12 protein-coding genes are annotated in these 13283 nt (G+C 63.2%); 3 read left to right on the top strand and 9 right to left on the bottom strand.

The genetic code is table 11. From position 1 onward, the window contains the following. Nucleotides 1-31 precede the first annotated feature (31 nt). Complete coding sequence (locus ASD07_RS24635) at nucleotides 32-217, top strand: hypothetical protein (protein ID WP_055936590.1); 186 nt, start codon at nucleotides 32-34, stop codon at nucleotides 215-217. A 1-nt stretch (nucleotide 218) separates the two neighbouring features. Here ASD07_RS24635 and ASD07_RS24630 read toward each other — a convergent pair whose 3' ends face one another. Next, entirely contained in the window at nucleotides 219-1097 is an 879-nt protein-coding gene (locus ASD07_RS24630; protein ID WP_055936587.1) for a LysR family transcriptional regulator, read from the bottom strand. Between the two features lie 90 nt (nucleotides 1098-1187). Between ASD07_RS24630 and mdtH the strand changes: the two genes are divergently transcribed. After that, complete coding sequence (gene mdtH / locus ASD07_RS24625; protein ID WP_055936584.1) at nucleotides 1188-2387, top strand: multidrug efflux MFS transporter MdtH; 1200 nt, start codon at nucleotides 1188-1190, stop codon at nucleotides 2385-2387. 138 nt (nucleotides 2388-2525) lie between these two features. Continuing rightward, complete coding sequence (locus tag ASD07_RS24620; RefSeq protein ID WP_055936581.1) at nucleotides 2526-3404, top strand: SMP-30/gluconolactonase/LRE family protein; 879 nt, start codon at nucleotides 2526-2528, stop codon at nucleotides 3402-3404. Between the two features lies 1 nt (nucleotide 3405). Here ASD07_RS24620 and ASD07_RS24615 read toward each other — a convergent pair whose 3' ends face one another. From ASD07_RS24615 to ASD07_RS24580, 8 genes are all read right to left on the bottom strand, one after another. Next, entirely contained in the window at nucleotides 3406-4347 is a 942-nt protein-coding gene (locus tag ASD07_RS24615; RefSeq protein ID WP_055937505.1) for a LysR family transcriptional regulator, read from the bottom strand. Nucleotides 4348-4391: 44 nt separating this feature from the next. After that, the gene (locus ASD07_RS24610) at nucleotides 4392-5348 is read right to left on the bottom strand and encodes a glycoside hydrolase family 43 protein (RefSeq protein ID WP_055936578.1); all 957 of its coding nucleotides are present in this window, start codon (nucleotides 5346-5348) and stop codon (nucleotides 4392-4394) included. 11 nt (nucleotides 5349-5359) lie between these two features. Then, entirely contained in the window at nucleotides 5360-6313 is a 954-nt protein-coding gene (yjfF, locus tag ASD07_RS24605) for a galactofuranose ABC transporter, permease protein YjfF (protein ID WP_055936575.1), read from the bottom strand. Beyond that, a complete protein-coding gene (locus ASD07_RS24600; protein ID WP_055936572.1) occupies nucleotides 6310-7329 on the bottom strand; it encodes an ABC transporter permease in 1020 nt (339 codons plus the stop codon). Before ASD07_RS24600 ends, yjfF begins: the two co-directional genes overlap by 4 nt. Next, on the bottom strand, nucleotides 7326-8870 hold the full coding sequence (locus ASD07_RS24595) for a sugar ABC transporter ATP-binding protein (RefSeq protein WP_055936569.1): 1545 nt from the start codon (nucleotides 8868-8870) through the stop codon (nucleotides 7326-7328). The genes ASD07_RS24600 and ASD07_RS24595 overlap by 4 nt, the downstream gene beginning before the upstream one ends. Further along, nucleotides 8870-9832 (bottom strand): ABC transporter substrate-binding protein, encoded by a 963-nt coding sequence (locus ASD07_RS24590; protein ID WP_055936565.1) that lies wholly within the window; start codon nucleotides 9830-9832, stop codon nucleotides 8870-8872. Before ASD07_RS24590 ends, ASD07_RS24595 begins: the two co-directional genes overlap by 1 nt. A gap of 89 nt (nucleotides 9833-9921) precedes the next feature. Next, nucleotides 9922-12285: a glycoside hydrolase family 127 protein gene (locus ASD07_RS24585; RefSeq protein WP_055936562.1), complete on the bottom strand. Its 2364-nt coding sequence runs from the start codon at nucleotides 12283-12285 to the stop codon at nucleotides 9922-9924. After that, nucleotides 12282-13283, bottom strand: a complete 1002-nt coding sequence (locus ASD07_RS24580; protein ID WP_055936559.1) for an arabinan endo-1,5-alpha-L-arabinosidase — start codon at nucleotides 13281-13283, stop codon at nucleotides 12282-12284. Before ASD07_RS24580 ends, ASD07_RS24585 begins: the two co-directional genes overlap by 4 nt.

The raw sequence follows: 13283 nt of genomic DNA, 5'->3' as shown, positions 1-13283 counted from the left end.
ACCCAATAACAATCCGGCAGGAGCGAGCATCATGAGCGATACACGCTATGACCAGCAAATGGCGGTCCAGGTCGACAAGGGCATCGAGCTGCATGCGCAGATGGGCGCGGCCAATGCCTGGATTTATATGCAAAGCATGCAGGTGCCGCGCAGCGTGATCCTGCGCGTGCTGGCCTACCCAGAGCAGCGCCGCAACTGCAGCGCTTCCGCCCACTAGCTCAGAGCACTAATTCACGCACTGCCTGCAGCACGCGCAGCTTGGCGGCATCGGGCCGCTTTCCGCTGCGCCAGGCCACCATCGCCTCCCATTCCCAGCGCGGCAGATCCTCAATCTCCAGTTTCACCAGGTTGCCCAGCTTGAGCTGGCGCGCAGCCGCCATCTCAGGCATGAAAGTCAAAAAGCCATGCTCCTGCGCCAGCAGGATCGATGCGCTGGAGGGCTGGATCGCGTGAATCGGACTGTCGCTGCAGCGGTGGACGCGGATCATCCTGATCAACTCATCGCATCCCGCCCCCCAGTACTGCGGCGCCAGGCGCGCATTGGCGACGTCGGCCAGTTGCAGGCGTCCTCGCCGCGTCAGCGGGTGGCCGCGGCGTACCACGGCGACGATGGGTGAAACCTGCAGCCGCTCCAGGTGAATGCCGGCGATCGCCGGACATTTCAGGACCAGTCCCAGTTGCACAGTCCCGGTCAGCAGCTTTTCCATAATGACGGGCGAATGGTCCGTGCTGCAGCGGATTTCCAGTGGCGCATCGGCCAATTTGAGCAAGATAGGACCGAACAGCAGCGCTGCCATCGAGGGCACGCTGGCCAGCGTCACCTGCGGCAGCGCCGGCGCGCCCTGCACCGCCTGGCGCCCCGCTTCCAGCGCGGTCAGCGCTTGCTGCGCCGCAGGGAGGAAAGTCAGGCAGGCTGGCGTGGGTGAGGCGCCGCGCCGGTGGCGCGTGAATAACTGCACCGACAACTGTTCCTCCAGCGCAGCCACGCGCTGGCTCACTTGCGGTTGCGACCAGCGGCGCCGTGCAGCAGCCTGGCTGAAACTCCCGCATTCCACGATTTCCACCAGCAGTGCCAGGTCGTCGAAACCAAGAGACATAAGAAAATCCAATATGAAATATGTCAAGATAACGGCTTCAATTATGCCTGACACGCGCCTAAGATGCCTGCATCGAACCAGGAGAAGGCAATGACGGGTGCACAACAGGCCAGGTGGCTGGGCAAGCGGTTTCTGATGGTGGACCACGTGCTGGTCGTGGGCGGCTTCTATCTGGTATTCCCCATCATTGGCCTGCATTTCGTCGGGCAATTGCAGTGGTCTGCCGCGTCGGTCGGCGTGGCGCTTGGCGCGCGCCAGGTGGCGCAGCAAGGCCTGGCGCTGTTCGGCGGCTCGCTATCGGACCGTTACGGCACCAAGCCGCTGATTGTCGCGGGCATGTTGCTGCGTGCAGGCGGCTTTGCCTTGATGGGCTTTGCAAGCAGCCCTGCATGGCTGCTGCTGTCGTGCGTGGCGTCGGGCCTGGGCGGCAGCCTGTTCGAACCGGCGCGAAGCGCGCTGGCAGTGAAGCTGACACGTCCTGCCGAACGTCCCCGCTTCTATTCGCAGCTGATGATGCAGGAAAGCGTTTCCGCCGTGGCGGGCGCGCTGCTCGGCACCCTGCTGCTGGGCGTCGACTTCCACTGGGTCGGTATGGCCGGTTGCACCGTGTTCGTGCTGGCGGCACTCGCCAACGCCTGGCTGCTGCCGGCCTACCGTGTCGCCACGCCCGGCACTTCAGTCGCGAAGGCAATGCGCATTCCGTTGCGCGACAAACCCTACATGACGCTGGTGCTGACACTGAGCGGCTATTACATCATGACCGTGCAGCTCATGATGCTGGTGCCGGTCACCTTGACCGGGCTTTCCGGCACGCCACGCACCGTGGCCTGGATGTATGCAATGGATGCCGTGCTGGCGCTGACGCTCCTGTATCCGATGGCACGCTTCGGCGAGCGATACCTGTCGCTGGAGGCCCGCTTGTTGGCCGGTATCGGCATCATGTGCTGCGCGGTGCTGGCCATGTCGGCAGCGCGTTCACTGGCACCAATGTTCGTATGCATCGCCGTGTTCTATACCGGCTCGCTGGTGGCGGAACCGGCACGCGAGTCGCTGGTATCGCGCTACGCCCTGCCCTCCGCCCGCGCCAGCTACATGGGCCTGAGCCGCTTCGGCCTGGCCGTCGGTGGACTGTTCGGGTACACGGCTGGCGGCTGGCTGCTGGACTGGAGCCGCGCCGTGCACACGCCCGCTTTGCCTTGGCTGGTGCTGGCGTCGATTGGACTGTTGACAATGACAGTGCTTGCCGCTACTGCCACGCCACAAAAAAAGAGCCCGCCAGTGGCGGGCTAAACACTTTGGTTGGGTGCTTCATTGTAGGTCGCGAAAACGCGTTTGATTCTCTCCAATCGTCACCCCATGCCAAATTAGTTATAGCTGGGCTGAAAAAAGGAATCGCGCGTTCCCGCCTTCGCCGCATAGAATACAAGGATGAAATCCTATACCGCCCAATGCGTCCTGCCCCTCGCCGCTGAGCTGGGCGAAGGCCCGCTCTACCTGCCGGCGCAAGACCGCCTGCTGTTCGTTGACCTTAAGCGTTGCATCCTGCATGCGTGGGATGCGGCGAAACACGAGCATCGCAGCTGGCTGCTGCCGGACTATATCTGCTGGCTGGTGCCGCGCCGCGATGGCGATGGTTTCATGGCGGGCCTGCGCGACGGCGTAGTGCGCCTCTGGCTGGAACCGGAGCTGCGCATCGAGGCAGTGGCGCACGTGGTCGATGGCGCCGCCGGCCAGCGCCTGAACGACGCCAAGGTCGACCCGAGCGGCCGCCTGTGGTTTGGCTCCATGCACAATACCGACTACAGGCAAAAAGTGGGCAAGCTGTTCCGCCTCAACCAGGACCAGAGCCTGCACGTGGCCGACGAGGGCTACCACATCTGCAATGGCCCGACCTTCGCACCGGATGGCAGCGCGCTGTATCACTCGGACAGCTTCCTCGACGTGACTTACCGCTACCCGCTGGCCGCCGATGGCAGCCTTGGCACGCGCGAAGTCTGGCGCCGCTATACCGACGGCGGCTCGCCGGACGGCATGCAGGTCGACAGCGAAGGCTGCATCTGGGTCTCGACCTGGGGTGGCAAGCGCGTATGCCGTTTCTGCCCGGATGGCGAACTGCTGGCCGAAGTGCCGCTGCCGACATCGCATCCTGCTTCGCTGGCTTTCGGCGGTGAAGACCTGCGCACCCTGTACATCACCACCGCACGCGAAGGCCTGTCGACGGAGCAGTTGGCGCAGGAACCGCTGGCGGGCGCCCTTTTCAGCGCCCGCATCGACGTACCCGGCCTGCCGGCCAACGCCTTCGGCTAACTCAGTACAGTTCTTTCGCCGCGCTGCGCACAGCCTGCAACAGCAGGTTGGCGCCCGGCGACATCAGGTGGTCGGCCTTGGTGATGATGCCGAAAGCATCCATGCGGAACGGCAGTTCCAGCGGCAGGATGGACAGCACATTCAGGTCGGCGTAGTAACGCGCCACTTCCACCGGCATCACATGCAGAGCGTCGGTCTTTTGCAGCAGCGCCGTGATCAGCAGCTGGGAGGTAGTGTCGACCACGTCGACCGGCGGCTCCAGTCCGGCGCGGCGGAACATCATGTCGCAGCGGTGGCGCAGGATACTGCCCTGCGGCGGCAGGATCCACGGGCGGTTGGCAATATCCTTCAACTGCAGCTTCTCGCGAGCCAGCAGCGGATGCCCTGTGCGCACCACGGCGCATGCAGGTTCTTCGGTCAGCTCCTCATACACCAGGCCTGCCGTGCTTTCCTTTTCCAGGATACGGCCGATCATGAAGTCCAGCGTGCCGCGCTGCAGCAGCTCCATCAGCACATTACTGGCTTCCACCTGCACCCCGATGCGCAGCAGCGGCGCTTCCTTTTTGACGCGGGTGATGGCGTTAGGCAGCAGGTTCATGGCAGGAGTCATGATCACGCCCACCTCCACCTGGCCGGACAGGCCGGCTTTCAGCGTTACGATGTCGTCATGCGCCAGGGCCAGGCTGGTGAGCGCCATGCGGGCATGGCGGATCATGGTCTCCCCGTACAGCGTCGGCTCCATACCGCGCGGCAGGCGCTCGAACAGCTTCACGTCCAGCATGTCCTCCAGGTCCTTGAGCTGCTTGGAGGCGGCGGGCTGCGTCATGTGCAGTTCCTCCGCTGCGCGGTGGATGTTGCGGTGTTCATCCAGCGCGATCATCAGCAACAGTTGACGAGTTTTTAACCTCGCCTTCAGGAACCAGTTCGGATTCGGGGTAGTCATGCGGGGCATGATACCACCGCCGTTATCGACCAATAAGTCGCGCTTCATTTGCAGCCCGGCGCTGGGTTGGCGGCTGGACCTTCGGCCGTTTGCGGGATGAAGGCGATGCTGCCATCGGGCTTGTAATGCAGTTCTTCCACCGCCACCGAGCGGCGGAATTCACCGCCGGTTGGCAGCTTGTCGTTATGGTAGAAAATGTAGGACTTGCCGTTGAAATCGATCACCGCCTGGTGAATGGTTTTCACGACCTTGTTCATGTCCATGATCTTGCCGCGGAACGTCCAGGGACCGGTGGCGCTTGGACCGGTGGCGTACGCTGTCTCCTCTGGGAAGTTGCGCGAGTAGGTCAGGTAGTAGGTCTTGCCGTGGCGGTGCAGGTAGGCCGCTTCGGTGAAGTTGTCGATGCCCACGGTGTGGATCGGGCCATCGAGTTCAATCATGTTCGGCTTCAGCCTGGCGTATTTCAGCACGCGGTTGCCCCAGTACAGGTAGGCCTGGCCATCCTTGTCGACGAAGACCGCAGGGTCGATGTCGTCCCAGGGAATATCGCTTTCCTTCGTCATGTCGTTGGTGACCAGGGCACTGCCGCGTGCATCGACGAAGGGTCCGGCCGGCTTGTCCGATACGGCAACGCCGATCGCTTTGCCCGGCTTGCTCGCATCGTGCTCGACCGGGGCGTAGAAGTAGTACTTGCCATTGCGCTTGGTGATGTCGGCAGCCCAGGCGTCGGCCTTGGCCCACTTGAAAGTCTTCACGTTCAGTGGCGAACCCATATCGGTCCAGTTCTTCATGTCGCATGACGACAGTACGCGCCATTCGCGCATCAGGTAGTCCTTGCCTTCCGGGGCAGCTTCGTCATGGCCGACATACAGATAGACGCGATTGCCGTCGACCAGCGCCGCCGGATCGGCGGTGAAGATATTCGTCACAAGCGGATTGGCCGCTTGCGCCAGCGTACACAGCGTCGCAAGTGCTGAAGCGAGGGCTGATTTCATGAACATGTAGTCTCCTTTTATTTTTTCTGTTTCCAGGCCAGCAGCCTTTGCAGCGCGCAGAACGCGAACAGCAGCATGCCGATGGCGATCTTGGTCCACCATGAACTGAGCGTGCCATCGAACACGATCAGGGTCTGGATGGCGCCCAGCACCAGAACGCCGGTCAAGGCGCCGGCCACATAGCCGTAGCCGCCCGTCAGCAGCGTCCCGCCGATCACCACCGCGGCGATCGCATCAAGCTCGGTACCCTGGGCATGCTGCCCATAGCCGGACAGCATGTAAAACGCAAACAGCAGCCCGGCCAGCGCGGCGCAGCCGCCGCTGATGGCGTACACGGCAACCTTGGTGGCGCCCACCGGGAGCCCCATCATGTGCGCAGATTGTTCGTTGCCTCCCACTGCATAGACGGCGCGGCCGAATGGTGTCAGGTGCGCCACGACCATCGCAACTGCCAGCAGTGCCAGCGCAATCACCACCCCGGGCGAGACAAAGCCATCGAAGATGCCGACCTGCGCCTGCGAGATCGCCACAAATGCCGGATCTTCGATCGGGATCGAATTCACGCTGATCAGGTAGCACAGGCCGCGCGCCAGGAACATTCCCCCCAGCGTGACGATGAAGGGTTGCAGGCGGAAGAAGTGGATCAAGGCCCCCATGCCGGCGCCGAACACGACGCCCATCAGGAGCACCGCTGCCATCACGGCCGCGGGCGGCCAGTGCGCGGCATGCAGCAGCCAGGCAGCGACCATGGTGCTGAGCGCCAGCACGGAGCCGACCGACAAGTCGATGCCGCCGGAGAGGATGACGAAGCTCATGCCGATGGCGATCACCAGCAGGAAGGCGTTGTCGATCAGGAGGTTGAGCATCACCTGCAGCGACAGGAAGCCTGGATAGGCAATGCCGCCCGCCAGCAGCAGGGCCGCCAGCAGGCCGACCGTAACGAGGGAAGTGAAGTACGGGGCGCGGGTCATGCCTTGCTCCTTTGCGACAGGCAGACCGCGAACACCACCAGCGACTTGACGACGAGGTTGACTTCCGGCGGCACACCGAGGGAATAGACGGTATAGGTGAGGGTCTGGATGATCAGGGCGCCGATCACGCTGCCGGCCAGGTGGAATTTACCGCCGGCCAGCGAGGTGCCGCCCAGCGTAACGGCGAGGATGGCATCCAGTTCCAGTAGCAGGCCGGCATTATTGGCGTCGGCGCTCTTGATGTTGGAACTGATGATCAGGCCTGCCAGGCCGGCGCATACGGCGCAGAAGGCATAGCTGGCGAAGATCAGGGCGCCGGCGCGAATGCCGGCCAGGCGGGCTGCCACCGGATTGACGCCCACCGCTTGCGTGAACAGGCCGAGGGCGGTCCTGCGCATGGCCAGCGCGATGGCTGCCACCACCGCCAGCGCCACGTACAGCGCGACCGGCAGGCCAAGCAGGTAGCCGCTGCCCAGCACGAAGAAGTCATCGCGGTAGACGGTGATGATCTGGCCATCGGTGACCAGTTGCGCCAGGCCGCGCCCAGCCACCATCAGCACCAGGGTGGCAACAATCGGTTGCAGGCCAAGGCTGGCAACCAGCACGCCGTTCCAGATGCCGCACAGCAGGGCGGCGCCCAGTGCGGCGGCGAAGGCCAGCCACAACGGCTGTTCGGCGGCGGCCATGGTGCAGGCGACGGCTGCTGCCAGCGCCACCACAGCGCCGATTGAGATATCGATGCCGCGCATGGCGATGACGATTGTCATGCCGGTGGCAGCCAGCATCAAAGGTGCGGCGCGGTTCAGGATGTCGACCATGGCACCGTACAGGTGGCCGTTTTTCACCTCCAGCTGAAAGAAGCCGGGCACGGCGAACAAGTTAACCAGCAGCAGAACAATCAGCGCGCCGAGCGGGCGCGCCAGCGGGTGGGCGAGCAAGCGCGCGCCCAGGCCCGAAGCCACGTTCGTTGCGGCGGGCGCTGGAGGCGCGGCCAGGTTGGCGACATTGTGCGTCATGCTGCCTCCCCTGCGATGGCGTGCAGGACGGTCGTTTCATCCAGCTCGCCGCGCCGGTATTCGCCGCAGCTGGCACGGTCGCGCATGACGATCATGCGGTCGCTGACACGCAGTACTTCCGGCAGTTCGGACGAGATAAACAGCAGCGACATGCCGCGCTTGCACAAGGTAGTAACGTAATCCATGATTTCCTGCTTGGCGCGCACGTCGATGCCGCGCGTTGGTTCGTCCAGGATCATCAGGCGCGGATCGGTAGCCAGCCAGCGCGCCAGCAATACCTTCTGCTGGTTGCCGCCGGAAAGCGTGCCGATCGGCGTCTCGATGCTGGCAGTACGGATGCCGAGCGCCTTGACATATTCTTCCGCCAGTTCGCGCTGGCGGTGCAGCGGGATGGCGCGCAGCATGCCCTGGCGCGCCTGCAATGCCAGCACCAGGTTTTCGCGCACGGAGAGCGACAGGACGGCACCTTCCAGCTTGCGGTCTTCCGAGCAGAAGCCAATGCCCGCAGCAATCGCCTGGCGCGGATTGGCGAATGTTCCGTACGCCTTGTCGCCTATCGCGATATCGCCCTTGTCCGCACGGTCTGCACCGAACAGCAGGCGCGCCAGCTCGGTGCGGCCGGCGCCGAGCAGGCCGGCCAGCCCGAGTACTTCGCCCTCGCGCACCTGCAAATCCATCGGCTGCAGCACGCCCTTGCGGCCCAGGCCGCGTGTTTCGAGCACCACCCGCGACGCTGCGGCGCCATGCGCTCCATCATTGCGCTGCACCGCGGTATCGCTGCCCTCGGCCGCGTCGGCGGCATCCGCCGCCTTGCCAATCATCTTGTTCACCAATGCCAGGCGCGAAAGGTCGGCCGCGGCATATTCCCCTTCCCTCTCGCCGTTGCGCATCACCGTGATACGGTCCGAGATTGCGTAGGTCTGGTCAAGGAAGTGTGTCACGAACAGGATCGCCATGCCCTGCTCGCGCAAGCGGCGCAGTACGCGGAACAGCAACTGCACCTCCGCCTCGTCGAGGCTCGAGGTGGGCTCGTCCAGCACCAGCACACGCGAAGAAATGTTCAGGGCCCGCGAGATTGCCACCATTTGCTGGATCGCCAGCGGGTAATGCGATAACGGCGCACTCACGTCGATATCGATTTCCAGATCGCGCAGCAGGGCCGCCGCGCGCGTCCGCATTGCGGCCCAATCGACCATGCCCCATCTGCGCGGATAGCGGCCGATGAAGATATTCTCGGCCACCGACAGATTCGGGCACAGGTTCACTTCCTGGTAGACGGTGGAAATGCCGAGCTCCTGCGCCTCCAGCGTCGAACGCGGATGTATCGCCCGGCCTTCCAGCGCGATGCGACCCTGGTCCGGCGCATGCACGCCGGTCAGCACCTTGATCAGGGTCGACTTGCCCGCCCCATTCTGCCCCATCAGCGTATGGACCTCGCCAGGATAGAGCCGCAGCCCCGCCTCGCTCAGCGCCTTCACGCCCGGGAACGCCTTATGGATGCCGGACAGCTCCAGCACCGGCGCCGCCGCCGCGTTAGCCATCAGTATTTCCGGTTAGGGAGTTCTTTAGCCGCCACTTCCGCCGGGAACACGCGCTCCTCGGTCACGATGCGTGGCGCCACAGGCTTGCCGGCAACGACGTCCTGCGCTGCCTTCATCAGTTGCGGACCAAGCAGCGGGCTGCATTCGACAGACACGTTCAGCTTGCCGGCGATCATGGCCTGGAATGCGCCCTTCACACCGTCGATGGAAACGATGATGATGTCCTTGCCTGGCTTCAGGCCAGCTTCCTCAATGGCCTGGATGGCGCCGATCGCCATGTCGTCGTTGTGCGCATACAGCACATTGATATCCTTGCCGTGGGCTTTCAGGAAGGCTTCCATCACTTCCTTCCCTTTGGCACGGGTGAATTCGCCGGTCTGGGTGCGGATCACCTTCAGTTTGGCGTTGCCCTTGATGGCTTCTTCGAAACCGGCCTTGCGGTCCAGCGCAGGCGCCGAACCTACGGTACCCTGCAGTTCAACCACGTTCAGAACAGGCTTGTTCGCCTTGGCCGCGTATTCGGCCAGCCAGCGCCCGGCGCGGCGGCCCTCTTCCACGAAATCGGACCCGATCAGGGTCACATACAGCGACTTATCCGCCACTTTCACGGCGCGGTCAGTCAGGATGACCGGGATCCTGGCCGCCTTGGCTTCACGCAGCACGGTTTCCCAGCCGGTTTCCACCACCGGCGAAAACGCGATCACGTCGACGCGCTGGGCGATAAAGGAACGGATTGCCTTGACCTGGTTTTCCTGCTTCTGCTGCGCGTCGGCGAATTTGAGGGTGACACCGGCCTGCCTGGCGGCGTCTTTGATGGAGGCGGTGTTGGCGGAGCGCCATTCACTTTCCGCGCCCACCTGGGAAAAGCCCATCACCAGCGGCTTGGCCGCGAACACGCTGCCCGAGGCAGCAAAGGCAAAGGCGAACGCGCCGCCGAGAATAGTCCTGCGGGTGAGAGTCATGCCGGTCTCCTGAATTATAGTAAGTCAATATTAGGAGAATCCGTCATGCCGATCTAATTCATTTTTTCGCAGGATCCATATCGATTTTGTTATCGCAACAGGCGCAGGCCATACAAACCTCCGGCCAGCGATCCCGGGTGCGCGACGAACTTCACTTCCAGCGTGCCCTCGCCGGCCACGCCATGCGGAAGCGGAAGGTCCAGGTCGTAGAAAGCGTCGCCCTTGCGCTCGATGGTGACCGCGTGCAGCAGGCGGCCATTCAGCAGTACGTCGAACTTGCGGCCTGCATCGCCCGAAGCGAAGGTCAGGCGCAGCACCCGGGCGGAGCCATCGCGGTCTTTCAGCTCGTAGCTGAACCACCCGCTGGCGTGGCGCCAGTGCCGCGTACCATTCAGGCCGGCGTCGGCGCCCTCCCCCTTGAAGAAATGATCCGATTCGGGTTGCTGCTCGCCGGGCGCCACCTGGTCGACGGTGCGCACATCGAGCGCCAGCCGCTCGGCTTCGGCAGCGGCAGCCTTCGAACGCATGCCGGCCAAGCCGGCAGGTGTTGTTTGCTGCCAGTAGATCATGTAACGAGAATCGTGCAAGCGGAAGAAAGGCATGAACTGCACCTGGTTCGCACCGTTCCCTTGCACCAGTCCCGGCGCCGTGAACGTCAGCGGCTGCCCCGGTACCGGTTTGAACTTGCTGAGGAAGTCTTTGCTGTCGCTGACGAATACCGGCGCCGCTTCCTGCGGGCAAACCTGGCCTTGCGCGATATGGCCCATGCGCGAGCCGTCCGCCATGAAGTTAAGGCGCTCGCCGGGGAACGGCGAAGTCTTGGCGGCCAGCACGATAGGGCCGTGCAGCACGGCGTAATAGTTCGACTTGTCGGGCATTTGCTCCAGCGTGGTGCGCATCGGCAGGTGCACGTCGACCTTGTCGCCCTTGCGCCAGTCGCGCGTCAGCTCGACGTAGCCGCCAGGTGCAGCGTGCACCGGCACAGGCTTGCCGTTCAAACGCAGCGTCAGTGCCCCTTTAGCGACCCAGCCCGGGTAGCGAACTTTCAGGGTGAACTTGCCGCCGCCGTCGACGCTCAGCCGGGTGTTTTCCTGGTCGGGGAAGCGGCTGGACTGGGTCAGGACAACGCCCTTCTGGCGCCACTCGAGGCGCGAGGGAATGAACAGGTTGACCAGCAGCGCATCGCCATCGCGGGCGTAGATGAACTCACCGTATTTTGCGTGGCTCTCGATGCCGGAGCCAACGCAGCACCACATGCCCTTGTCCACTTCAGAATAGACGCGGTAGTGGTTGGGCCGCATCGGTGTGAAGTAGACGAAACCGCCGCTTTCCGGGCGCTGCGAGGACAGGATATGGTTGTACAGCGCACGCTCGTAGTAGTCGCCGTATGCCGCGCTCGGATCGCGCTGGTACAGCAGCTCCGTGAGCTTGAGCATATTGTAGGTGTTGCAGGTTTCCGGCCCTTCCACCTCGCCGCTCATCGAGGAAAAGTCCTTGTCGTCGTGGAAGTGCTCCTTGACGCTGTTGCCGCCAATGGCGACAGTGCGGTGGTCATGCACGGTGCGCCAGAAGAAGCTGGCGGCCTTGTGCCATTGCTGTTCCCCGGTCAGTTCGGCGATGCGTTCGAAGCCGATCACCTTCGGTATCTGGGTATTGGCGTGCATGCCGGTCAGCTCGTCGCGCCCCGCTGCAAGCGGCTGCAGGACAGCCTGGTGCGAAAAGCGCTTTGCAGCCGCGAGATAGCGCTGGTCGCCCGTCAGTTGGTAGACGTCGGCCAGCACTTCGTTCATCCCCCCATGCTCTGCGCGCAGCATGGCCTGCATCTGCTCGTCGCTCAGGGCGCCGGTCATGGCGACCGTCCAGTCGGCAAACTTCACCAGCATCTGTCGCGCGTCTTCATTGCCCGCGTAGTGCCAGGCATCGCGCAGGCCGGCGGCGATCTTGTGCAGGTTATACCAGGGGACCCATTTGCCGTTGACCGAGAAATTGTCGGCATGGAGCTTGCCCTTGGCGACGTCGTTCCATGCCTCGCGACCCGAGGGAATGCCACCGAGGTAGCCGTCCGGCGCCTGCGCCTTCTTCAGTTCCTGCACGAAGTAGTCGAGGCGCTCGCATACGGTGCCGTCGCCGGTCGCAGCCCACATCAATGACAAAGCTGAGAGGTAATGGCCTCCCATATGGCCATCGAGGCCGCTGGATTCCCAGTTGCCGTACGAAGGCTTGGACAGCGGCAGTCCGGCCTCGCGCCGGAATGGCGCCAGCAACCGGTCTGCATCGAGCGCCAGCAGGTAGCGGCGGTTGGTTTCCTGGGCTTGCAGGAAAGGACTGGGAAGGAGCCGAACATCCTGTAGCGGGAACAGTTCGGCAGCACCCACGGCGAGCGGTATGCCGGCAGCCAACAGCGCCACCAGGCCGCTCCGTCGCAATGCGCAGGCGAGCGAAGGCAAGATCATTTCTGCACGCTTTGGTAGCTATCGAGGTCCGAAGTGTCGACCATGGGCCAGCCGGCGCTATCCCAGCGCATGTCCATGACCTTCAGCTTCTGAAGGTATTTATCGGCCGTTTCGTAAGCATGCAGCACCATCACGTCCTTGCCGTCGAAAGTATATGCACTGTTGTGGCCGAGCGCCTTCCACTTTGCGTTGCCCTGCACGACCAGCGAGCCGCCACCGAGCGCCATATCCTTCCCGTCTTTGTCGAGATATGGCCCGGTGACCGAGCGCGAACGGCCAACGACGACGTGGTATGTACTCTTCGCCTTCTGGCAGCATAGTCCCCACGAGGCAAACAGGTAGTACCAGCCATTCTTGCGGAAGATGAAGGGGGCTTCGATCTCCGCCGGGCCTCCGCTGTCATCCTTCACGAAGGCCGGGCGCTCGCGGGCGGCGATGGTGCTCCAGACTTGCGGTTCGGCCGGGCGCGTCCAGGCCTCGTTCAATTTGACCAGTTTGATTCCACCCCAGAAAGAACCGAACGCCATCCAGCCCGTTCCCTTCTCGTCCTCCACCACATTGGAATCGATCGCATTCCAGAGGTCGCGCCCCGGCACCGACTGCACGACAATACCCTTGTCTTCCCATTTGTAGTCGGGAGAGCGCGGGTCCAGCGTCCTGTTGACCGTTACGCCGATTGCCGAAGTGTTCTTGCCGAATGCGGAGACGGAATAGTACAGCAGGTATTTGCCGTTGTGATGCTGGATATCCGGCGCCCACACATGGTCGTCAAAGCCCGGCGCCGCCTTGGTTGCGGCTGCCGGATGACCAGTGAAGATGCGGCCTTCCGGCCTCCAGTTCAACATGTCTTTCGAACTGTAAAAGGTGATGCCCGGCCCGGTCGAATACAGGTAATAGGTATCGCCCTGCTTCGCCATCACCGGGTCATGCACGCTCACCTGGCTCGCTTGCACCATCTGCGCCAGCAGCAGGCCAGCGCAAAGAATCCATTTGTTCAT

Origin of the sequence: Duganella sp. Root336D2 (assembly GCF_001425005.1) — a bacterium.
GTDB lineage: Bacteria > Pseudomonadota > Gammaproteobacteria > Burkholderiales > Burkholderiaceae_D > Rugamonas.
The sequence above is the reverse complement of the archived record's forward strand: the minus strand, read 5'-3'. Positions and strand labels throughout refer to the sequence as shown.